We start from the raw sequence: 26547 nt of genomic DNA, 5'->3' as shown, positions 1-26547 counted from the left end.
CTTTCTAATAACCACTTTCAGTTCGCCATTGTACGTTTTCTATAGGTTGCATTCCTTTTAAGTTTCTCTTTCTATTTCAAGATGTAATTCTTCATAATAAACTGCTCTTTAAACCCTAGCTTTTCGTATAGCCCCTTTCCCATAGCAGAAGCCTGAAGGGTTACCCAAGTGTAGCCTTGAGAAATCGATTTATTTAGTAAAATTCGCATTATTTGTTCGGCGTACCCTTGCCTTCGCATCTCAGGAAGGATACTCATACTATGTACGCCCATCACTTGATTATTCTTTGCGTGTAGTACAGCGGTGCCTACTGGAACTTGCTCTTGGTAAGCTATGAAGAAGTGAGTGCTTTCATAATCAGGTAGCAGAAGCCGATGGCTGATTTTATAGTCAAACCCTCTTAAAAATACATCTTCCCATAGCAATGCACTATCTTTACTCTTTACTTCTTCCAAATGCAGGAAAGTGTCCACTTTCAGCAGATCACTCAATGCTAAGTACATTCCTATTTGCTCTGATGCTTTTTTGAACCCACCGATCTCTAATAATTCATAAGAGTTACTACCATAAATATCCCAATAGGAGATTCCGAGTAGATTTGATAGAGACTGTATTTGTTCTCTTGCAGCCAGTACATTTTCTTCAGTAACATCAGTGTGAAACCATAACTTATTAGGCCATTCTGAGTAATGAAGATAGCTATAGTTAAAATGAGATTCTGAGCGGTAAGCCCCCATCTCTTTTCCCACTGTCATCCATAAAGATGTCAGGTTGTCTATATTTTCCCTTATAATATCCATATTTCTTTCTGAGTTACCGATTGATTAATATAATACCTACAATCATAGCAATGACACCGATAGTTTTCTGGTAATCTACCGGCTGTACAGGAAGGTTAAACCATCCGAAATGCCCCGCAATGACTGAGAAAATAAGTTGGCCACATAAACCAAGGGAGATCATGGTGGAGATACCCAACTTGGGAATGGTGTAATAGTATAGTCCAATACCCAAAACACTGCACAACCCTCCCGTAAACCATAGGTGATAGGGAATCTGCCTTAGTTGGGGTAAAGTCGGTACATCTTTAACACTAACCGCTACGACTAATAGCGCATAGCAAGCACTAGTAAAAAAGACGACCAACGACGCCAGCAGTGGGTTTTTGAGAAGTACTCCTAGTTGGGCGTTTAATCCACCTTGTACTGCTAAGAATACGCCACCCACAAACGCCAAAGCAAATAAAAAAATCGTATTCATGGGACAAAGCTAGCCATGCTAATGTGCTTTTGCATTTACATATGTTGATAGCACTCTATTTTTATAGATTTTTTCGAATACGGCTCAGTTGGGTAGGCGTGATGCCTAAGTAAGAGGCAATGTATAACTGAGGCACGTTGGTATCCAGAGTAGGATATTCTTTCAGAAAGGTTTGGTAACGTTCAGTTGCTGTCTGAGTAGCAAAAGCAATTTGCCGTTGCTCATTTTTGATGACCCAGCTCTGCTCCAGATAAGCTAAGTAGAAATCTTTCAGATCATTGTTTTCGTACACGAGTCGCATATATTCTTCATGATTAAAGGCAAGTACCACCCCCTCTGTTAACGACTGGAGGGCAAAAGCGGAAGGAGAGGTCTGCAACAAGGAGACTGTGGAAGCTGCTAGATTACCCTCGGTAAAAAAATTTTTGATATGCACATTCCCTTTAGCATTAATGTATTCTGATACTATAATGCCTTCGCAGATAAAATAGCGGGTCTTCGCAATTTCGCCAATCTGTAGCAAATATTCTTTTTCTTCTACTCTTCTAACTCTTAGCAAGGGACGTATTTTATCAAAGGAAGGCGGGCTGACTGGAGCGTATGAATTAAGGTAGGTATAAAACTGACGATGGTAGTTTTTGGAGGAACGGGGCATTAACAAGAATTATCAAGAGCAGGTACTTACACACAAACTAAGTTTTAAAAATTCCATTCTTTTTTCTTATTTCTGATGAGAGCACCCATGCCTGATAAATCCCGCGCGCCAAACCCAAAGTGTATATAGTGAGGCTGAGTAGTAAATAGATAATATCCTGCTCTATTTTTGACCTTTAGTTCATAAACAGGAATATCGAGAAATAGTAGTTGATGTAAACTTTCTATCTCTGACCAAGCTATTGACTCTTCCCCACCTTGGTGAATGATAGTAATGGTCTGAGAGCCTAATCTAATTTTTGCTACATGATCCTGATAGGTCATCCAGAATAGAATAATGCTGCAACCGATACCAACTAAGATCAATAAATCGTATTCTGGGCGATGCGTCACTGGGCCAGCTTGAATACTCAACGCTATTAGTAAGAAAACTGCGACAGGTAACCCGTATTTTATAAACCAAGTGAGTGATAGATTGCTGGTCATATTTATATTTTAGCTACTTGCTGACTGAAAATAAGCTCTTCCGTAAATTCACGTTCCCAAATTATTATATTCTGATAGAAAAAGGAATTTTTGCCACTGTGAGGTAGCTCGGTCAGATTAGTTATAAAAATTACCAAGTAGAAGTTGTATTTCTTCTCCAGCGTTTCGTGTATTTCTAAAAGTAACTCTTTACCTGCGAGCCATTTAGTTGAGATATCGTTTGGCCTGGCTGATAATATTCTGAGGAAATTCTCTTAGAGAGCGATATTCACGTCGTCCTCGTAGTCGAAGGGTACATTGAAAGAGACGCCGTACATTTTTACCCGGGCTTTTCCCTTGTAGCGAATCTTTTTCTCGGCACCATTGAGCATACTCATCGCGGTGCTGAGTAGGTTCATATTCAGATCTTCCAACGACAGCGTAACGTCAATGGGGACAGATACGTCACTATTGGGCTCCGCCGTAATATCATACTCGCGAGAGATGTCTTTCACCTTTTGCCCTTCCACGGAAACCTCTACATCTACTTGCTTAAGAGTAATCTGACGGTCGTTAGGATTAAAGAATATAGCATCCCCGTTAATTTGGGCATTATTCAAACCTTGTACGTTTACCTTTAGGTTTTTTATTCCTTTAAAATCGGGGGCTTCAGGTTTGGTGCAGGATGCCAACAATAGGCTTAATCCGGCAATTACTAACCACCTAATCCAAAGCTGGTTCATAGTCAATTACTTTTTGCTTCTCATCTACCGGAATGGGTACCGGACGTCCTGTTTTTGGGTCAATTGCAACCATTACTGTTGAAGCAGTGAAGAACAATCGCTCCTCTTCTTCATCAGTAATGATATTGTCAATAGTCATACTGCTGTTACCCAAGCGCGTAGTCCGCATCCGCACTACTGGATGTATGTCCGGTGTTAGCGGAATTTTAAAGTTCATATCAGCATGAGCCAACACTAGGGCAATTTCTTCCGAACCTGTCCTATTTACTTCTCGAAAATAAGCAATTCGAGCTGCTTCCAGATACGTGAGATACACTGCATTGTTAGCGTGACCAAGCATATCCATATCCGAGTAACGTACCTGAATAACGTAGCGAAAGCGGTATTTATTGATGTCGTCTAGCGAAATCATTACTCGACAATGATAGTTACTTTGTTCATTCGCTTGGCTACCAACGAATCGGTTTTAATACCGGCTCCGTAATTATTTAATTCACCCTTCTCTACATTGAGAAAGTAAGTACGAGGCTCAATCCCAATAAACTTTACCCGTCCTTTATCGTCGGTGTAAGCAACCTCTCCTACCGGATTAGTCTCCTTCTGATAGTCCTCCTTGCTAGTAAACAATTGTACTTCAGCACCTTCTACAACGTTACCAATATTATTACGAACCGTTACTTGTAGGGATGTTTTGAGTAGTTGAATAGGCGAGCTATCGGCATCAGGAACACTGGCTGAAGGAATACTCTGACAACTCATAATAACAATAACAGTCAAAACTAACGTTTTCTTTAGCATGGCTTGAAAATTTAGTAGGAAACAGTTCAACATAAATAATCGTTTGGTACGTAAAATGGTTCGTAGTGTAAATAGTGTTACGATTCAAGAGTTTTGAGTTCTGAGTTTTTGCCTTAAGTACCGTTATCGTGATAACTCAAAACCTTCAAACTCTGAACATTCGTCAGATGAATAGACAACCTTACATATTAACATGCCTCATTGGGTTATGGTTACTTCCATCGTTACTGTGGGCGCAAAGCTACCCAAAACTTTCCATAACCGAGACAAAGGCTGCAACAAAATACTATCGCCAGTACGCTGCTTCGGTTGAGCAAGAAGCCACGTATCAAGTTCAAGCTGCTGCTTCGTTTACTAGTTTAGCCTTTCGGGCTACGCCCGGAACTGACTGGGCTGATACCTATGTGATAGTTAATCAGGACACTTTTCGGGTATCAGTTGAAGAGCACGAAACTGCAAATCTGCCTCACAGCCTGAGCACTTTGTTGGTCTGGGATCAGCCCATTCGGGAGTTTTTGCTGTATACCGGACAACTGCAAGATAGTATTGTAATCTCACTTTTTAATGCTCAAGCTAGTCAAGTACCTCAGCCCGCCTTGCGTCGGGAACAAACTGCTGAAGATGATGTACGGTGCGAAAAGCCAGCACTAATTACCCAAGAGGAGTGGCGAACGGGACTACCTGCGCCCAGCTACCAGCGAGCTATCACCCAAGTCAACCACGTGATTATCCACCATTCGGCTACTTTCAACTCACTAACGGATTATGAAAACGTAGTGCGGAATATCTACTTATTCCACACCCAAGACCGAGGCTGGTCAGATATTGGGTACAACTTCTTGGTAGCTCCTGACGGTACTTTATTTGAAGGGCGCAGTGCCGGAGAGCAGAACGTAGAAAGTGATAACATTCGGGGAGCCCATTTTTGTGGTCGTAATTCGGGCACCATGGGAGTTTGCCTGCTAGGTAACTATAACACAGCTATTCCAACGGATACAGCATTAGCTACTATTGAGCGAGTAACTAGTTGGAAGTTAGACAAAGAGGGGCTAGACCCTATGGCTACAAATTCCCATCCTGCCAATAACAATTTGGGGGTAATTGCTGGTCACCGCAATGGTTGTGCTACCGAATGTCCTGGCGAAAATTTATACGCCCGCCTGGAATCCATCCGACTAAACACCGAAGAGCAAATTGCTAAAGACTGCCAGGAAGAGCCGCAGGTGTTTAATATTTATCCGGTTCCCAACGACGGTACCTTAACGGTGTCGCTTCCTCAACCGGACTCGACGGCATATTTAGACATTATCGATCTACAGGGAAGAACTCTATCACTTCCGGTGGTTAGTGAAGATGCTAGCCAGTTTACCATCCAAACACAGATTATTCCAACAGGAAGTTATATTCTGCGCGTTACTACTTCGCAGGAAGTTTTGACTCGGAAGATTCTAATAGAGTAGATGATAGGATTCAGCAGGTGTTAGTTGTCGTGATCTTCGGCAGCAAATAGGTGACTTACGAAGTCATCAAAATGTAGGGCATCCTGATACAAACGGTCGGAGTAGAAACTAACGAGTACCTTCAGAAAACTAGGTCGGTTATCAATAAACACTTGCGAGAGAGAGACATTGCCAAATTGCTGGTCAATTGGCATCTTTTCCATACTTTCTGCCGTTATTGGTGGCTTTAAGTAGTAATGTTCGGTGGTTTCTACGTAGTTAGGTTTTTCAATAATACGTCGATCTTTATTCACTAATCGGTATCCAAGTAACATCACACGATCTTTCAGATACTCAAGTAAATACTGAAAGTGCTTTTCTTTAATCTGAGGATGGTAGGTAATAGCAAAGCCATTAGCGGTAGGCATATTGAGAATATGCACATCAATTTCTGAGCGGATGTTGGTCTTTTTATAATAGTACGCTTGAGCAACCTCCTGAAGAAGCTTATTTTTATCCTCACTTTCTTTCCATTGCTTATAAGCCTTCCGGTCTTTTTCGCTACGGTGCATTACTTCCCGTACCTGGGTAGCTAAGCCACCCTTCGTAGGAAATAGTTTTTCAGTAATTCTATCAAAAAAAGACATAAGAAATCAGTTAGTACTAAGTATTACAGTATTATCGTTCTTAACTTTGAGGCTATTAGCACGATACAAAGTTAAAACGCACTGCGCTGTAACACTATTTTCAAAGATACAACTAACTTATCAACCGGCAGTTATTCATTTACTATGAAACAATTATTTTTCTCAGCACTAACAATCGCGGTCGTAGCCTGCACTACTGCCGAAGAGTCTTCTAACACTATGAATATAGACTACCCTCCTACCCAAACCATAGACCATACCGATGAATACTTTGGGGTAGAAGTAGCTGACCCTTATCGATGGCTAGAGGATGACCGTTCGGAAGAAACTGCCCAGTGGGTAAACGCCCAAAATGTGGTAACCCAGGGATACTTAGAAAATATTCCGTATCGCACGGCGATTGAAGAGCGACTGACTGAGTTGTGGAACTACGAAAAGTACGGTACGCCCTTTAAGCGAGGTGACCGCTATTACTACTTTAAAAACGATGGGTTACAGAACCAGAGCGTGATGTACGTACAAGATGACCTGGAAGCTGAGCCGGACGTATTCCTTGACCCCAATCAGTTTTCGTCAGACGGAACGGTCTCGCTAGCGACGGCTAGTTTTACGAAAGATGGCTCAATGATCGCCTACGCCATTTCCGAGTCGGGTTCCGACTGGCGGAAGGTATTAGTAATGGATGCTGCTTCGCAGGAAATTGTGGAGGATACGTTGCAGGATGTGAAGTTCAGCCGTATTGCCTGGAAAGACAACGAAGGATTCTACTACAGCAGCTACGATAAACCCAAAGAGGGTAGCGATCTTTCAGGGATCAATATGAACCATAAGCTATTTTATCATAAACTAGGCAGTCCCCAAAGTGAAGATGAGCTGGTTTTTGGTGGCGAGCAAACTCCCCGTCGCTACGTAGGTAGTACAGTAACTAAAGATCAGAATTTTCTCGCAATTACCGCTGCGATGGGTACCACCGGGCGGGAATTATACATTAAAGATTTACGCCAACCTGACAGTGAAATTATTCCAGTTGTTCAGAATTTTGAAAATAATCATTCAGTGGTATACAGCGAAGGCAGTACGTTATACATTCTCACCAACCTGGATGCACCCAACCAACGATTGGTGAAGGTAGACGCGACTCAGCCTACACCCGAAAACTGGGAGGATGTGTTGCCGGAGAAAGATTACGTTTTGCGAGGAGTTTCCTTTGCGGGCGGTAAGCTGTTTGCTAATTATTTGAAAGATGCCGCTACCCGCATTGAACAGTACGACTTGCAGGGAGCATTTGAGCGAGTGGTTGAGTTACCCACCATTGGTACCGCCGGTGGTTTCGATGGGGAAGCCGATCAGGAGACGCTATTTTACGCCTTCACCTCCTTTACGTACCCCACCACAATATTCTCTTACGACGTGGCTTCCGGTACTTCTACGGTGTTTAAGCAACCTGAGCTAGATATTAATCCGGAAGACTTTGAGACCAAGCAGGTATTTTACGAGAGTAAAGATGGTACCAAAGTGCCGATGTTTATCGTCCACCGTAAAGGAATGGAAATGGACGGACAGAATCCTACGTATCTTTACGCCTACGGCGGATTCAATATCAGCCTAACACCCAGCTTTAGCGTAGTGCGCCAGTACTGGTTAGATAATGGCGGAGTGTTTGCCATGCCCAACCTGCGCGGTGGGGGCGAATACGGTGAAGCCTGGCACGAAGCGGGAATGCAGATGAACAAGCAAAACGTATTTGATGATTTCATCGCCGCTGCCGAATACCTGAAAGCGAATAACTATACCTCTACCGAAAAACTAGCGATTGCCGGAGGCTCGAACGGTGGTCTGCTCGTGGGAGCTACTATGACTCAACGCCCTGATTTATGCCAGGTGGCATTGCCCGCGGTAGGCGTAATGGACATGCTCCGTTACCACCAGTTTACCGCCGGAGCCGGTTGGGCTCCCGACTACGGCATTGCCGACAGCAGCCAAGCGATGTTTGAGTACTTACACGCTTACTCACCTCTGCACAATATTGAAGAAGGCACCACCTACCCTGCCACGCTGGTAACTACCGCCGACCACGACGACCGCGTAGTACCCGCCCACTCCTTCAAGTTTGCGGCTACCCTGCAAGAAAAGCACGCCGGAGAAAAACCCGTACTCATCCGCATTGAAACCAAAGCCGGTCACGGAGCGGGCAAACCCACTTCCAAACAAATTGAGGAGTGGGCCGATAAATATGCCTTCACCTACTACAATATGAACGTAATGCCAGAGCATGTGCGGTGAGCCTGCTTTATGACTTTTTTAGAATGCAGAGGAAAGTCGATAATAGCAACCTGCTTTGAGCAGACATTATTTTTATCTTTATAACTGTGCCAACCGTATTATTAATAAATGGTTTCAGATTCTTCTTTTATTCTGATGAAGGTAATGAACCATGTCATATTCATATAAAAAAGGGAGGAGAGCGTGGCAAGTGGTGGTTAGAACCAGAACTAAAGGAAGAATATGCCTATGGCTTTACCCAACAGGAGCGGAAGCAGATTAAACGAACAATAGCCGAACATCAGCAACAATTAACAGAAGCATGGTATGAGTACTTCAGATAATAAAATTGCTAATAAACGAGCCAATGATCCTCTAGATCAGCTGATATTTGAAGAAGGTCTGCGGATAAAGCAGGTATGGTTTGATCAGAGCTTAGATTTGATCGTAGTGTTATTGAATAATAAGAAAATCTTAAAACGGCCATTATCAGATTTCGAGAGGTTATCAAATGCTACTGAAGAACAATTGCTCAATTTTGAAAACGATGGTATTGGTATTTTCTGGTCAGAAATTGACGAAGATTTGAGTCTGCGCGGGTTTCTGAAATATGAACTAGCTCATATGGACAAACCTCTAGTTGCTTGAACTATCTTTATATGTCCTCTACCGTGAGATGAAATCCCGAATCAATATCACCACTGCTTACTACTTTCCATTTGGTGCGATGATCTTTGGTGGTGGGTTACTCTTTCTAGGTCTAGTTTTGATTCTAGACTTTAGGCCGTGGGGGTGGCTAGGGTTACTGCTTATCTGGGCAGGTTTCACTACATTTACGGCTCGCTATCGGCTAACGATCAATTTAGTGAAGCAGACATACCACGACTATCTTTGGATTAGCGGGTTTAAGCAAGGAGAGAAAAAACATTTTGATGCGATCACTGGAATGTACATTAATGAGAATCCCTATACGCAGGCGGTAAACTCAAGAGTATCAACTATGACTAAATACGGCATCGAGTACAACGGCTACATTCGCTTTAATGACGAAGATGTTCATCTGTTAAGTGACGATAGCAAAAGCAAGGTGATGGGGAAAATGAAGAAAATTCAGCAGGTACTACAAGGAAATATTGTCAGCAGTACTAGTATCCAGATCAATAGCGAAATTGACGATTACACTAAAGCCGAAAGCGAATAGAAATTCTTTTAAGCTATTATTGTCAACCCCGGAATCAGCTATCAACTATCCATTCTTAATTTTCAACTAAGAAACCTATGCCTATTCACCTACGCGACGGAATGAAAGAAGATTTACCCCACGTCCTCCAACTTATTAAAGAACTAGCTGAATTTGAGCGGGAGCCACAGGAGGTAGAAATCACCCTAGAAGAACTAGAGCAAGACGGCTTCGGCGAAAAGCCTGTCTTTGACTTCTTTGTTGCAGAAGATACTGAGCAAGACAAGATAGTCGGGCTAGCTCTGTATTTCTACAGCTACTCTACCTGGAAAGGAAAATGTATTTATTTGGAAGACCTCATCGTTACCGAAGCCTACCGAGGGCAGGGTATCGGTAAGCAACTGCTTGACCGGATTATTCAGAAAGCCAAAGATGAGGATGCCCGACGAGTGGTTTGGCAGGTATTGGACTGGAACACTCCCGCTATCGAGTTCTACAAATCCTTAGGAGCCTCGGTGCTATCGGAATGGTTAACTTGTCGACTGGTAAAAGATCAAATTCAGAAATACAATTAACAGTGAACAGTTAGTAATGTATAATTGATTCCTAATGTAAATCCTGCCAGTATTTCGGTCAGGTTTTACTCAGCTCAAAAACCGTAATCTCCGGTCTTACGTTGAACCGAACTTGCCAAAGGTGACCTAACGCCCGATTGATGTAGAGCGTTCTACCGTCGTTCAAGTCAATTTCACCCGCCGTATATTCTCGGTTCTTTACGGGCAACATGGGTGGAGGTAAAAAGGGTGGTTTGCACTGCCCGCCGTGGGTATGTCCCGATAGGATCCAGCCCTGGTAGCCGTTCCAGATATCTAAATCGCAGACATCCGGGTTATGACAAAGTACTACACTGGCTTGTTGCTGGTCGTGCTTTGCCATCACTCGGTCGGGTTGAAAATTCGTGCCCCAAAAATCATCCAGGCCGATAAAATTCAAACCATCGACAATACGTTGTTCATTTCTGAGTACTGTGATACCTGCTTGCTGTAAAACATCAGTAATAGCATCTGCCACATTATCTTCAGCCCAAAAATCACCGTAGTCGTGGTTGCCTAGTACGCCAAACGTTCCGATGGTTCCGGTGAGGGCGTGTTTGAGCACTTTTTGTAATTGATCTACTTGCTGCTCATTTTCGTAGCTAACGTAGTCGCCAGTGTACACGACAAAATCAGGATTTAGCTTCTGCGCTTTTTGGAAAGAATCTATGAGAAATTGCCAGTCAAACCGATTACCAACGTGAATATCGCTGACTTGCATTAACGTTTTACCTACCAAATCATTAGGAAGATTTCGGATAGGCATTTTCTTTTTCACAAATTCTAGCCAAAATGGCTCAATTTGCCAGGTATAAAGCCCCGCTAATGCACTCAACCCGGCAAGCCCGGATACTCCTTGAATAAACTGACGTCTTTTCATGGTTTACTATTCGCCCTTTAACTAGTGATCGAACGAATACTTGAACGCCAGAGCGAGTGAATTATTGAATGAAAGTATGAAAGAGTAGTTGAACGATTAGCTACTAGAACCATAAAACAGTAGGACAAAACAAAATTGACGATAGCTACTTAGATGAATAGGGAATATAAATACTGGAAATCCCCCTATCCCCCTTTGAAAAAGCCTACGCGACGCGGGGGGGAAGATATAATATGTTGTTGTCTTAGTGCTCACTCATCAATCCTTATCAACTTTCAACTATCCATTATCAATTGTTCACTGTACATTGTACATTGTTAATTGATTCAAACTTCCTCCATCAAGGTGCGGAAAGCCACAGTGCGGTTACCGAAACGAAGAGTTGACTCTTGGCGCAGGGCATCGGCATGGTCGCGTTCGTAGGTTTGGTAGTCTTCTCTGCTCTTGGCGAAGTACTGAACCGCGTAGGTGCTAGTACCTTCGGATTGCTCTACGTTTAGGAGACGAAAAACCTTAGCTGTCTGGAATAATCCGGTGTTGATAACATCCAGCATATGCTCATTTTGCATCCACTGGAGCCATTCTTTCTCAATCGCTTGCTCAACATTAACGGTTACATTGTATAGAATCATACAGTGAAATTACAAAAGAATATGGTCAAACCCTGCTTATTTATATTACAATAAGCTTTTGAATATGAGTTGATAATATTTTTCTTTGCTGCATAAAAATTTACTTTACACCCTAATGGTAGAGATTCCCTCTGAGCTAATTAGTGAGGCTTTATTTTTCAAGTTTATTAAATTTGGCCTGGTTGGCGCAAGTGGATTGATCGTGGACTTTGCGGCGACTTATCTACTCAAGGAACGAGTAGAAATAAATAAATACCTAGCCAACGGGATAGGGTTTGCCCTAGCTGCTTCGAGCAATTTTGCGCTCAATCGGTACTGGACTTTTGCCAGCACTGATCCAGCCATTTTTCAGCAGTACAGTAAGTTTTTAGTTATATCAACCGTGGGCCTAGCCTTTAATCACATCATAGTTTATTACCTAGCTGGCCGAGGGCAACTCAACTTCTACTTCTCTAAAGGAATATCCATCGCCATAGTGGTAATTTGGAATTTCTTAGCAAACTACTACTACACTTTTACGTATTCCGCATGAATCATTTATTACTGCTCTGGGAAGAGAAACCTTGGTTGGTGATTATATGCTCAGCTATAATCGTTCGGCTGATTGCTGTAATCTTTGCTGGTGGCTATGGCTACGAAGACGATCACTTTTTAGTAATAAAGCCCGCTCAAGGTTGGGTACAAGGACAAGATTCTAATAACTGGATTGTTGATAATTACGAAGAAAATACCAGTGGGCGGAGTTTATTGTATCCTGGATTGCACTATGTATTATTTCTAAGCCTAGAAACTATCGGGATTGATAACCCTATGGTTAAAATGCTGGTAAGCAGACTATTACACGCGATCTTTTCTTTACTAGTTGTTGTGTATGGTTACCGTCTGACAAAGCTGCTCGCTACTCAAAATCATGCTAACTTTGTGGGGTTACTACTCGCCACTTTTTGGATGCTTCCTCAAATTTCAGTCAGAAATTTAGTGGAGGCAGTGCCTATTCCTCTATTGATGATAGCCTCGTACTGGTTAATACAGTATGAGCGGAAAGAAAAGTTGTCTTCTATACTATTTTGGGTAGGTATTTTATTTGGAATATGTTTTTCCTTCCGCTATCAGACCTTATTTTTTGCAGGAGGGGTAGGGTTAGGTTATCTATTTACTAGGCAATGGCGAATCACCGTTATTCTAGCACTTAGTACGCTCGTGCCTATCATTTTGCTACACGGAGTAGGCGATTGGTTAGCTACTGGTGTTCCTTTCGGTAAGGTATGGTATTACATAGACTACAACATAATCAATTCCACTTCCTATTTTTCTGAGCCGTGGTATACATATTTACTAATCTTGCTTGGTGTGTTTATTCCGCCTGTTAGCTTTTTTCTCCTGTTCGGCTTTTTCAGTAGCTATAAAATACATTTTCCGGTTTGGTTAGGAGTTTTCATCTTTCTGCTATTTCACTCCATTTTTCCTAATAAGCAAGAGCGATTTATATTTACCATCATACCCCACCTTCTCGTTTTCGGGTATTTAGGCTGGAAACAGTTTCTAGCTAACAGTCCAAAGTGGCAACAGTACCAGGCTTTTCGGCGGGGAAGCTGGGTTTTCTTCTGGATTGTTAACTTAATTATGGTAGTAATATACTCTAGTTATTATAACAAACAGGCCAGAATTGAAGGGATGCGTTATTTGGCTGAACAAGGGGATGTTCAGGCTATTATGTTGGTAGACCTGCACCGAGAAGTTCTCAAACCCGCCCCGCTGTTCTATTTAGAAAAAGAGGTTCCGGTGTATGATTTCAATAAAGGTGATGATATCAATCTAATGCAAGATAGCTTGCGTAACTTACCACCCGAGCAATTTCCCAACTACGTAGTAATTATGCACAAGCGAGGGCGTGATATTTCGGATACTCCCGAGCAACTCTCCCCTTTGTTTCCTGAACTCAGCTACCAAACCACCGCATCAATGAGCTTAGTAGACCGGGTACGTAACTATTTTAATAAATCTATTAAACTAGACGATTGGGTAATTTACCGGGTAGAATCAACTTCTTCCTCAGAATAACAAAAGAAAGCAGCTAGGATACCTGGTTAACTGAAGGAGCTACTTCATTCTCAAAATTTGTTTCCATCTGACTTGCGGTAGCCTGAGCATTACGCCCATCGGCAGTATTTTGCAGTACTAAATCTTTCAAGCAGGCAATCCATTTAGGGTGGTCATTAAGACTTTCTACCAATTGCCATACTTCGCCTCCCGCTTCCAGAAAATCGTCTTTATATTCTTCGCCTACTTCTAAAGTAGTTTCCAGGCAATCAGCCACAAAGGCGGGGGAGAATGCCAATACCTTCTTAATACCTTTTTCGGCTAACTCTTCTAAAACCTCATCCGTGTACGGACGAATCCAGGGTACCGGCCCTAAACGTGATTGGAAAGAAACGGTATATTTCTCGGGCGGAATATTCAACTTCTCAGCGAGTACCCGAGAGGTTTGGAAGCACTGCGCTCGGTAGCAAAACTGATTTTTCTTGTGAAAGCTATTGCAGCAGTCACCCACCTTACAGTAATTATCTTGCGATCCTTTCTTAATTTGGCTAACGGGTATTCCGTGGTAGCTGAAGAGAACGTGCTCAAACTCTTGCTTATCCAACTGTTCGCGGGCACGCTCTAGGTGAGCCTCAATAAATAACGGATGATCGGGAAAGTGACTAACAAAATTAACTGATGGAATAATCTGCCAGGTTTTGACGACCTCCATCACTTTGTCGATGACCGAGCCAGAAGTAGCTGAAGCGTACTGCGGAAATAGTGGAATACAAATGATGTGGCGAACATTTGCTTTCTGTAACTCGTCTAACCCTTGCTGAATACTGGGGCTTTGATAGCGCATGGCCAGTTTTACAATGTACTCATCACTTAGAGATTCTTGCAGCAGATCACGCACATCTTCCCCATAAAATTTGAGCGGCGACCCGCGGTCTTCCCACAGCTTACGATATTCTTTGGCAGATTTGGGAGCACGGAACGGAGCAATAATCAGATTAACCAGCATCCACCGAGGAATCAGCGGATAATCTACTACTCGCTTGTCCATTAAAAATTCGCGCAGGTAGCGACGCACATCGCCCGTTTTTGGGCTATCCGGCGTACCTAGGTTGACTAGTAATACTCCGATTTTGCTGTTACTCTTATTCATAAATATGAAGGTTCAATAGGGTCTACCTTCAAACGCCAAGAGCGTTTAGATTGTTCAGCTTATATTAACCGTACGTAGCTACCGAGCCACTTTATTTCTTCTTTGTACTGGTTTACAATATGCTGGATATTTTCATCTAGCCAGTGGCCTTCAAAATCAATAAAAAACCAGTACGTAAACGTTTTGCCTCGTTTGGCGGGGCGGCTTTCAATTTTGGTTAGGTTAATATTGGCTTGGTTGAACGCCTGCAAAAAATCAGCTAAAATACCGGGTTCATCCGAGTGCGGTAACTTCACCAGTACCGATGTTTTATCCGATCCGCTGGGCTGATTGGCAAATAACTTACTGATGATAAAAAAGCGGGTTTGATTGTCACCTGAGGTTTCTACATTCTCAAACAAAATAGGTACCTGATACTCTTGTGCGGCAATACGAGAGCAAATTGCGGCACTATCAGCCTCCTGCTCGGCTAACCGGGCTGCTTTAGAGGTAGACTCTACCGGAATCAACTCTACTGTACTGTCGTTTACTACCTCATCAATAAACTTGCTACACTGACGAAAGGCAATATCCTTGGAATAAATTTTGCGAACCTCAGACAACTTATTAGCCCGACTGACAAAAGCAAAGTGTACATCCATTGGCAGCTCAGCCACAATTTGCACATTATACTCTGCTAAACAATCGGCGGTTTCGGGTACTAAACCTTGTTGGTTATTTTCTACAGGTACTACTCCAAAGCGAGTGATTTCGGCAGCCACCGATTTAAACACTGCCCGAATGCTGCTCACGGGCATATACTCGCTCATGGCTCCAAACCTGCTTTCGGCAGCCTGATGGGTAAAACTACCGTTAGGCCCCAGGTAGGCAATCCGCTCTGGCAGTTCAATATTACGGCTTACGGCAAATATCTCGAGAAAGATCGCATCAATGGCCGTTTCGGGTAACAGTCCAGTATTCCGGCCTTTCAGACGGTCTAGAATGGCTTTTTCCCGTTCGGGGCGGTAGATAATACTATTGTTAGATCGCTTAAGCTCACCAACTTGCTTAACTACCTCCATCCGTTCGTTAAGTAGGGCTAGAAGTTGACTATCAAGTTGGTCAATACGTTGGCGGTATTCGCTAAGTTTATCTGATTCCATAGGTTTGGGTGGGTTGGAACCAGCAAATTAGAAAATTTTTTGCGGAAAAGTCTTTAATCAGTTAGAGAGAATAGGCAAGAGAATAGACTAGCAACTTTTGATACGGTAGAAAAAGTAAGATTATTGAAAGTTGGAGGAAACCAAAGGGCTATCCATTGACTGTAGGTCGTAACTAGCTAGTAGTTGTTTAGCTGTTCTAACATTTTGGTCAGATAACTCGCTTACTTTAAGTAAGTTCTTAGACAAGACTCGTATTTGGTCAAAAAGATCACTATTTTTTTTCATCTCAATGTAAGTTTTGATTACACTGTTCTAAGTAGCAAACTCTATTCTTTAAATAAAAATATTCATATTAATTATTTATTATGGATATTAATTTCTGCCGTCATAATAGTTAAATCTATGATAATCAACATACTATGAAAAAATCATCCGATTGCAAAAAACCATTTTTCTCTGACCCTCTTTGAAGTGTGCATCGCGAATTTTGTCCCGAAGAGAGAATGATTCCTAAAATGGGAATTTAAGTGACATAGGAATATGTCTGCTTCATTGTGATTGTGGAGGACTTCGAGTACTTTTGGTGCCATTTATTACTATTCGATATGCAACGGGATTACGAGATATTTACACTTATTCAGCAAGAGCTAGAGCGTCAGGAACGCGGCATTGAATTAATTGCTTCCGAAAACTTTACTTCCCCTCAAGTAATGGAAGCGATGGGTAGCGTACTCACCAATAAATACGCCGAAGGCTTACCGGGAAAACGTTACTACGGTGGTTGTGAAGTAGTAGATAAAGTTGAGCAATTGGCTATTGATCGGGCTAAAGAACTGTTTGGTGCTACTTGGGCTAACGTGCAACCCCACTCGGGAGCACAAGCCAATGCAGCAGTTATGCTGGCTGTATTGCAACCCGGCGACAAAATTCTGGGCTTTGACCTGTCGCACGGTGGTCATTTAACCCACGGCTCACCGGTTAATTTTTCGGGTAAACTGTACCAGCCCTCATTCTACGGAGTGGAAAAGGAAGATGGCAACGTACCCGCCGGATATATTGACTACGATAAAGTAGAGGCCACCGCCCAGCAAGAGCGACCCAAACTGCTTATCTGCGGAGCTTCAGCTTACAGTCGTGATTGGGATTACCAGCGATTGCGAGCCATTGCTGATAGCGTAGACGCTTTGCTACTGGCTGATATTTCTCATCCTTCCGCCCTTATTGCCAAAGGGCTGCTAAACGACCCGCTGCCCCATTGTCACTTTGTGACTACTACTACGCATAAAACCTTGCGTGGCCCACGGGGTGGTTTAATTATGATGGGGCAGGACTTTGATAACCCCTTTGGTGTAACTACGGCGAAAGGCTCGGTACGCCCAATGTCGGCATTGGTAGATATGGGAGTGTTTCCGGGTACGCAGGGTGGGCCATTAGAGCACGTAATCGCCGCTAAAGCAATCGCTTTTAAAGAGGCATTGTCAGACGAATTTTTAACGTATACTCAGCAAGTAATTGCTAATGCTCAAGTGATGGCTCAGGAATTTATGGAACGGGGCTATTACATTATTTCCGGAGGAACTGATAACCACGAAATGCTTATCGATCTACGTTCTAAAGAGATTACCGGAAAAGTAGCTGAAAAAGTTCTAGGCGAAGCTGACATCACAGTAAATAAGAACATGGTTCCTTTCGATGATAAGTCACCATTTGTGACTTCCGGTATTCGGGTAGGGAGTGCGGCAGTAACTACCCGGGGTATGGGCGAAGAAGAAATGAAGCGTATCGTGGAACTGATTGATGAAGCGATAACACATCAAGATGACGAAGGTAGGCTGCATCAAGTACGGCAGTCAGTGAACCAAATGATGGCCGAGTATCCTTTATACAGTAGTTTGGAGAAGTTATAAACGATAGTGGAAGAGCAAACCGGAAATCAGTTAGAGCCAAGAGAGAACGGGCTGAGTACTCCTAAAGATCAGATTGTCGAGAAATACTCAGCTCCTCCCACCGAGGAGAAGCAAATGTCTTTTTTGGATCATTTGGAGGAACTCCGTTGGCACATTATCCGCTCTATGGCCGCAATTATGGTTTTTGCCGTGGCGGCCTTTGCGGCTAAAGAGTTTGTGTGGGGCTTTTTGATTTTAGGACCAACGGAACCAGATTTCTGGACGTTCCGTCAGTTTTGTAAGATTGGTAATCTGGTAGGCTCTGATGCTTTTTGCCTAGAAGAAATGCCGTTTATCATTCAGAGCCGGAAAATGACCGGACAGTTTACGATGCACATCTACTCCTCAGCGGTTATTGGGCTAATTGCTTCTTTCCCTTACGTATTTTTTGAAATATGGCGGTTCATCAGTCCCGGATTGTACGAACAAGAACGAAAGTTGAGTCGGGGAGCTGTATTCTTTGTAAGTACGCTTTTTCTAATAGGAGTGCTGTTTGGCTATTTTGTAGTAACCCCCATTTCAGTCAACTTTTTAGGTAACTATCAGGTAGACCCCAGCATTTTAAATGAATTTGATATTACCTCTTACGTTGGTATTCTAATTACGCTGGTATTAGCTTGTGGCCTACTGTTTCAGTTGCCAATTGTGGTATATTTTCTGAGTAAGGCCGGTATCATCACTCCCTCAGCGCTGATTACCTACCGTCGTCATGCCATCGTGGTTATTCTAATTATTTCAGCGTTGGTAACTCCGCCTGATCCGGTAACGCAGTTGCTAGTTACTTTTCCGCTTATCTTACTATATCAGGCCAGTATTTTGATTTCTAAGTGGGTGCTACGCAAAAAAGAGGCAGAAGAAGCCTTAAACAACTAAGGCGAAGGTTGATCTCCACTAATTTTTCGATAGACTGGCTGACCAGGTAATTTTTGGTAAGCATTGGCTATTGCCGGAATTCGTTCAAAGACGCGGGGCATCAATCCCGATTCATCGATAATAAGTTCGGGCATATCATTTCGGAACGCATCGTACACAAATGATACATTCTTAAAATCATCTAAACTGGCTAACTGCTGGGAGGCTAGCGACCAATTGAGGTATGGGGTAGCTAAACGCGCTTTTTGGTACACATCCATCTGATGCCCTAACATCAAGATTTTTTTTCCCGCTACCAACTCATCGTAAGCCGTAGGTTGCACCATCAGCCGATTGCTATGGGTTACCTGCTGAAGAGAGAAGAAATTGAACAGTAAAGCGTAACCATTAAAAACCAGAAGAAACGCCAATCCGGCGGTGACTAACTCAGCAATAAGTATTCGGCGAATGATGAGCAAAAAGTGAGTAATAAAAAACGCTACCGGAGGCACAAAGTACAAAAGGTGATACGGAGCCAACTGCCGCACCAGTAGTAACGTTGCTAGCGCAGCCACTATTTTTATGCCCATAATTCCTTGTAGCTTGTTTTGCTGGTTGGTATATCGCTTGTACTGGCCTAATCGGTATACCGAGATAAGAAGAAAAATTAAAGGGGTGATACCAATAATAAGCAGTCGCCAATCTCCGATATAAGTGTCGCGTGCAATGGTGCGGAAAGAAAGTAAGTACTGCTGAGTAAAACCATTAGAAGCCTCAAATAAAAAGAAATAGGTGAATGCAATAAGCAAAGGCAGAGCGAAGCCGTAGAGCAACATAAAAAAGCGACGCAACGAAAGGTTCGCAAAAAATAAATAAGCCAGTAACGAGGAAGCTAGGTAAATAACGCTAGGTAGATAACAAAGTACCGCTAACCCAATAAATATACCGGTGCTCAGAATGCGTACATCGCGAGATTGACTTTCAATGCGGTAGAATATATTACGTAAGGCCAATAGCACCCACGTGAGCGAAAGCAGTACCGGAGAGAGGGTGTAGAAATCAAACGATAAGCAAGTAATGAGGGCGTAGATCAGTGCCGGAATATAGGTGTTCTCATGAAACGCTTTTTTGTTGAGCAGAAAATCGTTAAAAATCAGGCACTGATACGTAATGAGTAAGGCGGCCAAAATTACGTAAGCCACCTGACTACGGGAAAAAACCAAGTCAACCAACCGGTAGATTAATGCCGAGAGGGGGCCAACATTCTCCCAAAGCTGGGTGTACAATTGGTCACCATCCGCCAAGTTCTCTCCTACCAACATCCAGTTAAGCTCGGGTAGCGTAAGGTAGTCGCCACTGAAAAAAAGAGGCAACCGTACGAGTAATAGAAGTACCAGTAATAGGGGAATCCGATACGGATCGTTAACTCGGAAAAAGGTAAGCAATATGGTTTGTTTAAGCGATGAAAAGTAAGTACGATGCCAGTGCAAAAGAAACAATCCGCTCTTGCATCCGCAACGTTGTGTACTTTTTTACCTAGATTTATGTGAATTAAGTTACAACGATGGTATGTTTGCCTAGTAGTACCAGCAAGTTATGAGAATATTGGAAACCAATCGGCTGGTAATTAAGCAAGCTACGGTAGATGACACCAACTTTTTTTACCGATTGCTAAACAGTGCCAACTGGCTGAAGCACATTGGCGATAGAGGGATACGATCTGAAGAAGATGCCCAAAGTTACATTGAAGATAACTTCATTGATTCTTATCGGGAACATGGTTACGGCCTATTTAAGATGATGCTTAAAAGCAGTAACGTACCTATCGGCGTTTGCGGATTTGTAAAGCGCGACTATCTAGAAAGTGCTGATATTGGATTCGCTATTCTTCCGGAGTGTGAAGGGCAAGGCTACACATTAGAAGCAGCGAAGGCTTTGATGCACTACGGGAGAACGGTACTGAAGCTACGCCCAATTTTAGCAATTACTACCGATACCAATAGTCGGTCGAGAGCGTTGCTAACCAAGATTGGTCTGCGGGAAACTGGAACGGTGAAACCAAATAATAGTGAAACAGAGTTTTTACTGTATTCAGACCAGTGAAAATTATGTACAACGAGTGCCGAATTTCGGTGCTACCAAGATTGAGGGAAACGATATGAAAGAAAGCAAACGACAGCGACAGTTTTCGTCGCTATTACAAAAAGAGCTAAGCGAAATTTTTCAGCGCAATGGCTCATCCATTTTAGGTACAACTGATTTTGTAACGGTATCACGGGTGCTGATAAGCCCCGACTTAGGAGTGGCTAAAATCTATCTCAGCTTTATGCTGAGCAAGCGCAAGGAGCAGCTAATGGATACCATTCAGTACCGAAAGGGTGAAATACGCCGTTTACTCGGCAACCGCATTGGCAAAGTAGCCCGAGTAGTGCCTGAGTTACATTTTTTCTTAGACGATAGTGCCGATTACGCCGCCCGCATGGATAAAATTATTTCTGAACTGGACATTCCTCCGGCTGAAGAAAATGATGAACAATGAATAGTGATTAATGAATGCTATCAAAAAATGTCTGCCTATTAAACTACTAATCATTATTCATTCTCTCATTAATCATTAAGGTATGAACTTTCCCTTTCTGGTGGCTCGCCGATATTTCCGATCTAAGAAGAAAAAAAACTTCATTCAGATTATCTCTAATATTTCAATGATCGGAGTAGCGGTAGGTACTATGGCACTTGTAGTAGTGTTGTCGGTATTTAATGGGCTGGAAGATTTAATTAAAGAATCTAAGAGCACCTTCGATCCTGAGATCAAGATAGTGCCTGTGTTCGGAAAGACGCTTTTAGCCACTGACTCATTACTAAACGTAGTACAGCAGGTGAAAGGGGTAGATGTGGTTACACAGGTGATTGAAGATAATGCTATCGCTCGTTATCAGGATGCTCAAATGATTGTTACACTCAAAGGCGTGAGCGATAATTTTGTGCAGCAGCAGCGGCTCAGTCAGGCCATGATTCACGGCGACTTAACACTAGCAAAAGACGATATAAACTACGCCATTATGGGGCAAGGAGTGCAGTATACTTTATCTATTGCCCCCTCTAACGAGTTTTATACCATGCAGCTACTTACGCCTCGGCAAACAGCTAGCAGCAGTGGCTTTAACCCTGACCCCATGAACCGCTACTTTAAGCGGAAAAATATTATGCCGGGCGGAGTTTTCGCAAATGAAAAAGAGTACGATGCCAGCTACGTTATCGTTCCTATGCGATTTGCTCAACAGTTGTTTGACTACGGTGAAGAGCGCACCGCACTGGAAATTAAAACTGACGATAATGTTTCTGTAAGCAGAGTTGAAAGCCAGCTCGAAAAACTACTTCCGGCAGAAGAATACCAAGTGCTGAACAGCGACGAGCAGCACGCTAGTTTGCTACGGGCAGTGAAGTGGGAAAAGCTGTTTGTGTACGTTACATTTTCATTTATTTTGGCCATTGCCTCCTTTAACATCTTTTTTTCACTGTCGATGCTCGCTATTGATAAGCGAAAAGATATTGCCATGCTCTTCGCTATGGGTGCCCAACAGCGCACAGTGAAGTCTATATTTTTGTTTGAAGGAGTGATTATTGCGCTACTCGGAGCTGGTAGTGGCCTACTAGCAGCAGTAATTATTTGCTGGGTTCAGCAAACCTTCGGAATTGTATCGATGGGAATGCAGACCGCCATTGTAGATGCTTACCCGGTAAAAATGGAGCTTGCTGACTTTTTATTCACTGCGCTTAGTATCTCGCTCATTACATTTCTGGCTTCTTATCGCCCGGCCATCATTGCCTCGCGCACCGATGTGAAAGATTTTTTGTAAAGTAATTTTTTTGCCTAAATTGTGGGTTAGCTTGTTGCGAACAACCTCAACGATCAACTGTCAACTTCCTTATGAAAGTCTCGCCCGACCGGCCCTTTAAAGTGATTTATTCACTTTTTAACCACGAATACCTAGGATACTTGTTTGAGTCATTTGCTGTGCAACTAAATGAGAAGCAGGAATTTACGTTTGAACATCAAAATATTTCGCATAAAAATGCCCGCGAATTTTCTAAAGATCTTGATGAGCAAGACTATGAGCTAATTCGCCTGATGGATTCTATGCAGCAAGAAGTCATCATCAAAAAATTTCATAAAAAGCGAGTAAAGCCCCACGAGTTTTTTTTTAAAGTGTATCTGGGTGATAGTGAAAGAAATCAGCTGCTAAAAGAAGAGATTGCAGCTTATCTGGAAGGTATTCGGGCTCAAATACTTCCATTGCTTCGCGGGAAACGCCTATTCGAAATGAGTAACGACGGCGAACCGGTAGGCCGGCGGATTGAGGTACTACCCGAAAAGGCTACGGTGCTTTTTCACTTTCGGCGTAACGAAGACAATACTCACTACTTTCCCACGATTAAATACGATAACCTGAAAGTTGATTTTCAGTATAAAAAGGCCTACATCGTTTGTAACCAGCCAGCCTGGATGGTGCTGGAAAACCGCCTCTATACTTTTGAAAAAGAGGTAGATGGCAACAAACTTCAGCCTTTTCTCAACAAGAAATTTATTGTTATTCCAAGGAAGGTAGAAGATTCGTACTACCGTAAGTTTGTGGCTCCGCTAGTCTCATCGTTTGATGTTTACGCCAAAGGCTTTGATATTATCACAGAACAGCATCGCCCCAAGCCACTACTATCGTTTTATGAAACTCAGCCTCCTGCTACCGAAGACCGAGGTAACGGGCATAGTAGTACGGTTACACTCGCCAAAGGCGTTTCAACCAGCTACATCGGGTTTGAGTTAGCGTTTCAGTACGGAGCGCACCAATTTCAGGCTGATGCCGAAAAAGTGAGCGTGGTGGTAGATAAAAACAAAGAGAGCGAGCAGTATACGTTTCGTCGTATTGTCCGCAACCACTACGCCGAGAAACAAGTACTTGCGTTTTTGCAGGAACACTCTCTTCCGTTAAAAGGTCGTAAAAAAGTGCTTGATCGCAACACCGCTATTGATTGGATTAACCAGCATAAAAAAGAACTGCAAGAAGCAGGCATTACGCTGAATCAGCAGATGATAGGCGAGAAAAAATATTTTCTGGGCGAATCAACTATTAAGGTAGAAGTACGCGAAAATATCGACTGGTTTGATATTCACGCCATCGTCAAGTTTGGCGAATACGAAGTTCCTTTTACCGAAATTCGCTCACTCATACTGGCGAAGAAGCGGGAAGTAATGTTACCTAACGGTGAAGTAGCCATCATTCCTGAAGTATGGTTTACCGAATACTCCGAACTGTTTGCTTTTACCGAATCGCCCGAGACAGCCGATGGCGATGTACGCCTAAAAAAGTATCACTTAGCACTGGTGCAAGATTTACACAGCGGAAACCTGGCTAAGGTGACGATGGATCGTAAGCTGGATCGCTTGCGGCAGTTCGAGAAAATTGAAGACCACGAGTTACCGGAACAGTTTGAGGGCACATTGCGCCCCTACCAAAAGGCGGGGTACAATTGGATGCACTTTCTGAACCAATATCACTTTGGTGGTTGCTTGGCTGATGATATGGGGCTAGGAAAAACTGTGCAAACATTGGCGTTACTGCAACGGCAGAAAGAACTGCATGAGGAGCAGCAGCAAACCATGAATACCTCCCTGCTAATTATGCCCACTTCGCTGATTTATAACTGGGAGATGGAAGCTGCTAAATTCACTCCTAACCTAAAAGTGTTTACGTATACCGGCACCCACCGCGACAAAAACGTAGCGCAGTTTACCGATTATGACTTAGTGTTGACCTCCTACGGTATTGCTCGTTTGGATATAGATATTTTAAAAGAATACTATTTTCACTACGTGATTTTGGACGAATCGCAGGCGATAAAAAACCCGGACTCTAATATTGCTCAAGCAGTGCGCGAATTCAATTCCAAGTATCGCCTTATTCTAACCGGTACGCCACTGGAAAATAGCACGATGGACCTTTGGTCGCAGATGACATTTATCAACCCGGGTTTGTTGGGAAGTCAATCCTTCTTCCGCAATGAGTTTGTGGTTCCTATTGAAAAGAAAGGTGATCTCTCTAAAACCTCTAAGCTGTACAGTATTATCAAACCATTTATTCTTCGGCGACAAAAGTGGCAAGTGGCTACGGAGTTGCCCGAGAAAGTAGAGAACGTAAAGTACTGCACCATGACCGACGAGCAGGAAGCCTGCTACGAGGAAGCCAAGTCGTTTTATCGCAATGAAATTCTCAACCTGATTGAGAACGAAGGCATCAAAAAATCGCAGTTACTATTGTTGCAGGGACTCACCAAGCTTCGGCAGATTGCCAATCATCCAAAAATGGTGGATGAAAATTATGCTCACGATTCGGGTAAGATGGAGGATATGCTTCACATGATTGTTAGCACATTGAGTGAGGGGCATAAGATTCTCATATTTAGTCAGTTTGTAAAACACCTAGCGTTGCTGAGTCAGCATCTGAAGGATTTAAATTACCCATTTGCGTATCTGGACGGAAGCACTAAAAACCGTAAAGAGCAGGTAGAGCGTTTTCAGCATGACTCCTCTATCAATTTATTTCTTATCTCTCTGCGGGCAGGCGGGGTTGGTCTCAACCTTACCAAAGCTGACTATGTATTTATTCTTGACCCCTGGTGGAACCCCGCGGTAGAAGCCCAAGCCATTGACCGTGCCCACCGTATTGGGCAGGAAAACCGAGTGTTTACCTACAAGTTTATTACTCGAGATACGGTAGAAGAAAAAATTCTTCGGTTGCAGCAGAGCAAAATCAAACTAGCTACTGACTTGATTTCTACTGAAGAAAGCTTTGTGAAGCGATTAACTCGGGAAGATATTACCGCTATATTGAGCTAAAGAACAAAAAACTTCTAGCAGAAAAACGGTTGGTAGCCTATAATTTGTCAGTGGCTAAAATTAGTTTAAAAAATGACTACCGACCGATGTTTTTTGGTGCAGAATTATTGATTAAGGCTCGGGGTTACGAGCTTCCACTGGGTAGGAAGATGGGTTTACCGTAGTCATGTTAATAATCTTCCACTGACCATCCATCTTTTCTAGCACGCGTTGTTCTTTCAGCATAACGCCATTGTTGGTACTTTGATTAAAACGAGCCCAGGCTAGGTTATCGGTTATTTTAAAATGCCAATCGCTTCGGTCTACGTTCATTTCGCCCTGTACGGGTGGGTTTTGCTCCATAGACTGCTTCATGTGGTTGCTTATTTCATCCCAGCCATCCGCAAACTCAATGTATTCGTTCATGGTCACACTGAAGTACGCGTAGGGAGTATGCCCCCAATGCTCAGCCCATTGGTCGTAATTTCGCTCTAGCCAAGCATTGGTTTCCCCTTCAATTACCTTTTTTATAGACTGTTCTTCTGCTTCTTGGGCGAAGCTAACGGTGCTAACGAATAGTAGCAGGGTAAGTAAAAATGCAGTTGTCTTCATAGCAGTGAAAGTTTAAGTTATCTATTGGAAAATGGAAAACTTTTATTTCAAACGTATGTACAACCTATTCTTTGGCCGGAAATATAGAATGCTAAATTATCTAGTTAGTAGCGACTAGTAGGAAGTAGATAATTGAGCTGAGCACCTTTAACAAATTGGTAATTCCGACCAAAATAACTAGCAATTTTTATCAATATATACAATTTTTCTGACGAATGCTAGCGAAATATGATGCTGAGCAGGTAGGATTTATACTAGAAGAAATTGCCTCAGTAACATGGACAAGAAGCTGGATAACGCTGGTTGTCGGGCGATGAACTTCAAAATAGTAAAAGCTTAGATCAATCAATTGAAAAAAAATCTATCAAGCCGGTTACA

At 42.8% G+C, this 26547-nt stretch carries 29 protein-coding genes; 14 read left to right on the top strand and 15 right to left on the bottom strand.

Annotation, left to right across the window (positions count from 1 at the left end; genetic code table 11):
• Positions 1–71: 71 nt before the first annotated feature.
• From P0M28_RS17565 to P0M28_RS17535, 7 genes are all read right to left on the bottom strand, one after another.
• Positions 72–800: a GNAT family N-acetyltransferase gene (locus tag P0M28_RS17565; RefSeq protein WP_302203885.1), complete on the bottom strand. Its 729-nt coding sequence runs from the start codon at positions 798–800 to the stop codon at positions 72–74.
• 13 nt (positions 801–813) lie between these two features.
• Positions 814–1260, bottom strand: coding sequence for a DMT family transporter (locus P0M28_RS17560; RefSeq protein ID WP_302203883.1), 447 nt, complete (start codon positions 1258–1260; stop codon positions 814–816).
• A gap of 61 nt (positions 1261–1321) precedes the next feature.
• Positions 1322–1915 carry a Crp/Fnr family transcriptional regulator gene (locus P0M28_RS17555; protein ID WP_302203881.1) on the bottom strand — a complete coding sequence of 198 codons (594 nt, stop codon included), beginning with the start codon at positions 1913–1915 and terminating at the stop codon, positions 1322–1324.
• A gap of 44 nt (positions 1916–1959) precedes the next feature.
• Positions 1960–2400 (bottom strand): hypothetical protein, encoded by a 441-nt coding sequence (locus P0M28_RS17550; RefSeq protein ID WP_302203880.1) that lies wholly within the window; start codon positions 2398–2400, stop codon positions 1960–1962.
• 254 nt (positions 2401–2654) lie between these two features.
• Complete coding sequence (locus tag P0M28_RS17545) at positions 2655–3122, bottom strand: LEA type 2 family protein (RefSeq protein ID WP_302203879.1); 468 nt, start codon at positions 3120–3122, stop codon at positions 2655–2657.
• Entirely contained in the window at positions 3103–3534 is a 432-nt protein-coding gene (locus P0M28_RS17540; protein ID WP_302203878.1) for an acyl-CoA thioesterase, read from the bottom strand. Before P0M28_RS17540 ends, P0M28_RS17545 begins: the two co-directional genes overlap by 20 nt.
• Positions 3534–3920 carry a carboxypeptidase regulatory-like domain-containing protein gene (locus P0M28_RS17535; RefSeq protein WP_302203877.1) on the bottom strand — a complete coding sequence of 129 codons (387 nt, stop codon included), beginning with the start codon at positions 3918–3920 and terminating at the stop codon, positions 3534–3536. The genes P0M28_RS17540 and P0M28_RS17535 overlap by 1 nt, the downstream gene beginning before the upstream one ends.
• 167 nt (positions 3921–4087) lie before the next feature.
• On the opposite strand from P0M28_RS17535, the gene P0M28_RS17530 reads away from it, so the two are divergent.
• Positions 4088–5380 (top strand): N-acetylmuramoyl-L-alanine amidase, encoded by a 1293-nt coding sequence (locus P0M28_RS17530; RefSeq protein WP_302203876.1) that lies wholly within the window; start codon positions 4088–4090, stop codon positions 5378–5380.
• Between the two features lie 20 nt (positions 5381–5400).
• Here the strand turns inward: P0M28_RS17530 and P0M28_RS17525 are convergent, their stop codons facing one another.
• Positions 5401–6006: a hypothetical protein gene (locus P0M28_RS17525; protein ID WP_302203875.1), complete on the bottom strand. Its 606-nt coding sequence runs from the start codon at positions 6004–6006 to the stop codon at positions 5401–5403.
• A gap of 144 nt (positions 6007–6150) precedes the next feature.
• Here P0M28_RS17525 and P0M28_RS17520 point away from each other — a divergent pair, with 144 nt between their 5' ends.
• From P0M28_RS17520 to P0M28_RS17500, 5 genes are all read left to right on the top strand, one after another.
• Positions 6151–8289 carry a prolyl oligopeptidase family serine peptidase gene (locus P0M28_RS17520; protein ID WP_302203874.1) on the top strand — a complete coding sequence of 713 codons (2139 nt, stop codon included), beginning with the start codon at positions 6151–6153 and terminating at the stop codon, positions 8287–8289.
• Positions 8290–8375: 86 nt separating this feature from the next.
• Positions 8376–8612, top strand: coding sequence for a DUF4160 domain-containing protein (locus P0M28_RS17515; protein ID WP_302203872.1), 237 nt, complete (start codon positions 8376–8378; stop codon positions 8610–8612).
• Positions 8596–8916, top strand: a complete 321-nt coding sequence (locus P0M28_RS17510; RefSeq protein WP_302203870.1) for a DUF2442 domain-containing protein — start codon at positions 8596–8598, stop codon at positions 8914–8916. Before P0M28_RS17515 ends, P0M28_RS17510 begins: the two co-directional genes overlap by 17 nt.
• 28 nt (positions 8917–8944) lie before the next feature.
• On the top strand, positions 8945–9469 hold the full coding sequence (locus P0M28_RS17505; protein ID WP_302203868.1) for a hypothetical protein: 525 nt from the start codon (positions 8945–8947) through the stop codon (positions 9467–9469).
• A 77-nt stretch (positions 9470–9546) separates the two neighbouring features.
• On the top strand, positions 9547–10023 hold the full coding sequence (locus P0M28_RS17500; protein WP_302203867.1) for a GNAT family N-acetyltransferase: 477 nt from the start codon (positions 9547–9549) through the stop codon (positions 10021–10023).
• 58 nt (positions 10024–10081) lie between these two features.
• Here P0M28_RS17500 and P0M28_RS17495 read toward each other — a convergent pair whose 3' ends face one another.
• Together P0M28_RS17495 and P0M28_RS17490 are read right to left on the bottom strand one after the other, a co-directional pair.
• Positions 10082–10921: a metallophosphoesterase gene (locus P0M28_RS17495; protein ID WP_302203866.1), complete on the bottom strand. Its 840-nt coding sequence runs from the start codon at positions 10919–10921 to the stop codon at positions 10082–10084.
• 326 nt (positions 10922–11247) lie between these two features.
• The gene (locus P0M28_RS17490; RefSeq protein ID WP_302203864.1) at positions 11248–11553 is read right to left on the bottom strand and encodes a DUF4286 family protein; all 306 of its coding nucleotides are present in this window, start codon (positions 11551–11553) and stop codon (positions 11248–11250) included.
• A 115-nt stretch (positions 11554–11668) separates the two neighbouring features.
• Here P0M28_RS17490 and P0M28_RS17485 point away from each other — a divergent pair, with 115 nt between their 5' ends.
• Together P0M28_RS17485 and P0M28_RS17480 are read left to right on the top strand one after the other, a co-directional pair.
• Complete coding sequence (locus P0M28_RS17485) at positions 11669–12085, top strand: GtrA family protein (RefSeq protein ID WP_302203863.1); 417 nt, start codon at positions 11669–11671, stop codon at positions 12083–12085.
• Complete coding sequence (locus P0M28_RS17480) at positions 12082–13614, top strand: glycosyltransferase family 39 protein (protein ID WP_302203862.1); 1533 nt, start codon at positions 12082–12084, stop codon at positions 13612–13614. The genes P0M28_RS17485 and P0M28_RS17480 overlap by 4 nt, the downstream gene beginning before the upstream one ends.
• Positions 13615–13627: 13 nt before the next feature.
• Here P0M28_RS17480 and hemH read toward each other — a convergent pair whose 3' ends face one another.
• The 3 genes from hemH to P0M28_RS17465 all read right to left on the bottom strand — a co-directional run bounded on the left by hemH (position 13628) and on the right by P0M28_RS17465 (position 16170).
• Complete coding sequence (gene hemH / locus P0M28_RS17475; protein ID WP_302203860.1) at positions 13628–14743, bottom strand: ferrochelatase; 1116 nt, start codon at positions 14741–14743, stop codon at positions 13628–13630.
• Positions 14744–14802: 59 nt separating this feature from the next.
• Positions 14803–15885, bottom strand: coding sequence for a prephenate dehydratase (gene pheA, locus P0M28_RS17470; protein ID WP_302203858.1), 1083 nt, complete (start codon positions 15883–15885; stop codon positions 14803–14805).
• Positions 15886–16005: 120 nt separating this feature from the next.
• The gene (locus P0M28_RS17465) at positions 16006–16170 is read right to left on the bottom strand and encodes a hypothetical protein (RefSeq protein WP_302203856.1); all 165 of its coding nucleotides are present in this window, start codon (positions 16168–16170) and stop codon (positions 16006–16008) included.
• A gap of 320 nt (positions 16171–16490) precedes the next feature.
• On the opposite strand from P0M28_RS17465, the gene glyA reads away from it, so the two are divergent.
• Together glyA and tatC are read left to right on the top strand one after the other, a co-directional pair.
• Positions 16491–17792 (top strand): serine hydroxymethyltransferase, encoded by a 1302-nt coding sequence (glyA, locus tag P0M28_RS17460; protein ID WP_302203854.1) that lies wholly within the window; start codon positions 16491–16493, stop codon positions 17790–17792.
• Positions 17793–17798: 6 nt separating this feature from the next.
• A complete protein-coding gene (tatC, locus tag P0M28_RS17455) occupies positions 17799–18704 on the top strand; it encodes a twin-arginine translocase subunit TatC (RefSeq protein ID WP_367281872.1) in 906 nt (301 codons plus the stop codon).
• On the opposite strand, the gene P0M28_RS17450 is transcribed toward tatC, so the two are convergent.
• Positions 18701–20128 carry a hypothetical protein gene (locus P0M28_RS17450; RefSeq protein WP_302203853.1) on the bottom strand — a complete coding sequence of 476 codons (1428 nt, stop codon included), beginning with the start codon at positions 20126–20128 and terminating at the stop codon, positions 18701–18703. The two genes, tatC and P0M28_RS17450, sit on opposite strands and share 4 nt — an antisense overlap.
• A gap of 151 nt (positions 20129–20279) precedes the next feature.
• Here P0M28_RS17450 and P0M28_RS17445 point away from each other — a divergent pair, with 151 nt between their 5' ends.
• The 4 genes from P0M28_RS17445 (at position 20280) to P0M28_RS17430 (ending at position 25578) form a co-directional block, all read left to right on the top strand.
• Positions 20280–20786, top strand: coding sequence for a GNAT family N-acetyltransferase (locus tag P0M28_RS17445; RefSeq protein WP_302203851.1), 507 nt, complete (start codon positions 20280–20282; stop codon positions 20784–20786).
• A complete protein-coding gene (rbfA, locus tag P0M28_RS17440) occupies positions 20752–21222 on the top strand; it encodes a 30S ribosome-binding factor RbfA (protein WP_367281871.1) in 471 nt (156 codons plus the stop codon). The genes P0M28_RS17445 and rbfA overlap by 35 nt, the downstream gene beginning before the upstream one ends.
• Before the next feature lie 82 nt (positions 21223–21304).
• The gene (locus P0M28_RS17435; RefSeq protein ID WP_302203849.1) at positions 21305–22543 is read left to right on the top strand and encodes an FtsX-like permease family protein; all 1239 of its coding nucleotides are present in this window, start codon (positions 21305–21307) and stop codon (positions 22541–22543) included.
• A 71-nt stretch (positions 22544–22614) separates the two neighbouring features.
• Positions 22615–25578: a DEAD/DEAH box helicase gene (locus tag P0M28_RS17430; RefSeq protein ID WP_302203848.1), complete on the top strand. Its 2964-nt coding sequence runs from the start codon at positions 22615–22617 to the stop codon at positions 25576–25578.
• Positions 25579–25689: 111 nt separating this feature from the next.
• Here P0M28_RS17430 and P0M28_RS17425 read toward each other — a convergent pair whose 3' ends face one another.
• A complete protein-coding gene (locus tag P0M28_RS17425; RefSeq protein ID WP_302203847.1) occupies positions 25690–26169 on the bottom strand; it encodes a Cif family virulence factor in 480 nt (159 codons plus the stop codon).
• Positions 26170–26547 lie beyond the last annotated feature (378 nt).

It is taken from the genome of Tunicatimonas pelagia, assembly GCF_030506325.1.
GTDB classification, from domain to species: Bacteria; Bacteroidota; Bacteroidia; order Cytophagales; family Cyclobacteriaceae; genus Tunicatimonas; species Tunicatimonas pelagia.
The sequence above is the reverse complement of the archived record's forward strand: the minus strand, read 5'-3'. Positions and strand labels throughout refer to the sequence as shown.

Bases quoted from the DNA above. Each gene is read 5' to 3' on its own strand.
- P0M28_RS17565 (WP_302203885.1), bottom strand. From the start codon at position 800: ATGGATATTATAAGGGAAAATATAGACAACCTGACATCTTTATGGATG.
- P0M28_RS17560 (WP_302203883.1), bottom strand. From the start codon at position 1,260: ATGAATACGATTTTTTTATTTGCTTTGGCGTTTGTGGGTGGCGTATTC.
- P0M28_RS17555 (WP_302203881.1), bottom strand. From the start codon at position 1,915: ATGCCCCGTTCCTCCAAAAACTACCATCGTCAGTTTTATACCTACCTT.
- P0M28_RS17550 (WP_302203880.1), bottom strand. From the start codon at position 2,400: ATGACCAGCAATCTATCACTCACTTGGTTTATAAAATACGGGTTACCT.
- P0M28_RS17545 (WP_302203879.1), bottom strand. From the start codon at position 3,122: ATGAACCAGCTTTGGATTAGGTGGTTAGTAATTGCCGGATTAAGCCTA.
- P0M28_RS17540 (WP_302203878.1), bottom strand. From the start codon at position 3,534: ATGATTTCGCTAGACGACATCAATAAATACCGCTTTCGCTACGTTATT.
- P0M28_RS17535 (WP_302203877.1), bottom strand. From the start codon at position 3,920: ATGCTAAAGAAAACGTTAGTTTTGACTGTTATTGTTATTATGAGTTGT.
- P0M28_RS17530 (WP_302203876.1), top strand. From the start codon at position 4,088: ATGAATAGACAACCTTACATATTAACATGCCTCATTGGGTTATGGTTA.
- P0M28_RS17525 (WP_302203875.1), bottom strand. From the start codon at position 6,006: ATGTCTTTTTTTGATAGAATTACTGAAAAACTATTTCCTACGAAGGGT.
- P0M28_RS17520 (WP_302203874.1), top strand. From the start codon at position 6,151: ATGAAACAATTATTTTTCTCAGCACTAACAATCGCGGTCGTAGCCTGC.
- P0M28_RS17510 (WP_302203870.1), top strand. From the start codon at position 8,596: ATGAGTACTTCAGATAATAAAATTGCTAATAAACGAGCCAATGATCCT.
- P0M28_RS17505 (WP_302203868.1), top strand. From the start codon at position 8,945: ATGAAATCCCGAATCAATATCACCACTGCTTACTACTTTCCATTTGGT.
- P0M28_RS17500 (WP_302203867.1), top strand. From the start codon at position 9,547: ATGCCTATTCACCTACGCGACGGAATGAAAGAAGATTTACCCCACGTC.
- P0M28_RS17495 (WP_302203866.1), bottom strand. From the start codon at position 10,921: ATGAAAAGACGTCAGTTTATTCAAGGAGTATCCGGGCTTGCCGGGTTG.
- P0M28_RS17490 (WP_302203864.1), bottom strand. From the start codon at position 11,553: ATGATTCTATACAATGTAACCGTTAATGTTGAGCAAGCGATTGAGAAA.
- P0M28_RS17485 (WP_302203863.1), top strand. From the start codon at position 11,669: ATGGTAGAGATTCCCTCTGAGCTAATTAGTGAGGCTTTATTTTTCAAG.
- P0M28_RS17480 (WP_302203862.1), top strand. From the start codon at position 12,082: ATGAATCATTTATTACTGCTCTGGGAAGAGAAACCTTGGTTGGTGATT.
- hemH (WP_302203860.1), bottom strand. From the start codon at position 14,743: ATGAATAAGAGTAACAGCAAAATCGGAGTATTACTAGTCAACCTAGGT.
- pheA (WP_302203858.1), bottom strand. From the start codon at position 15,885: ATGGAATCAGATAAACTTAGCGAATACCGCCAACGTATTGACCAACTT.
- P0M28_RS17465 (WP_302203856.1), bottom strand. From the start codon at position 16,170: ATGAAAAAAAATAGTGATCTTTTTGACCAAATACGAGTCTTGTCTAAG.
- glyA (WP_302203854.1), top strand. From the start codon at position 16,491: ATGCAACGGGATTACGAGATATTTACACTTATTCAGCAAGAGCTAGAG.
- P0M28_RS17445 (WP_302203851.1), top strand. From the start codon at position 20,280: ATGAGAATATTGGAAACCAATCGGCTGGTAATTAAGCAAGCTACGGTA.
- P0M28_RS17435 (WP_302203849.1), top strand. From the start codon at position 21,305: ATGAACTTTCCCTTTCTGGTGGCTCGCCGATATTTCCGATCTAAGAAG.
- P0M28_RS17430 (WP_302203848.1), top strand. From the start codon at position 22,615: ATGAAAGTCTCGCCCGACCGGCCCTTTAAAGTGATTTATTCACTTTTT.
- P0M28_RS17425 (WP_302203847.1), bottom strand. From the start codon at position 26,169: ATGAAGACAACTGCATTTTTACTTACCCTGCTACTATTCGTTAGCACC.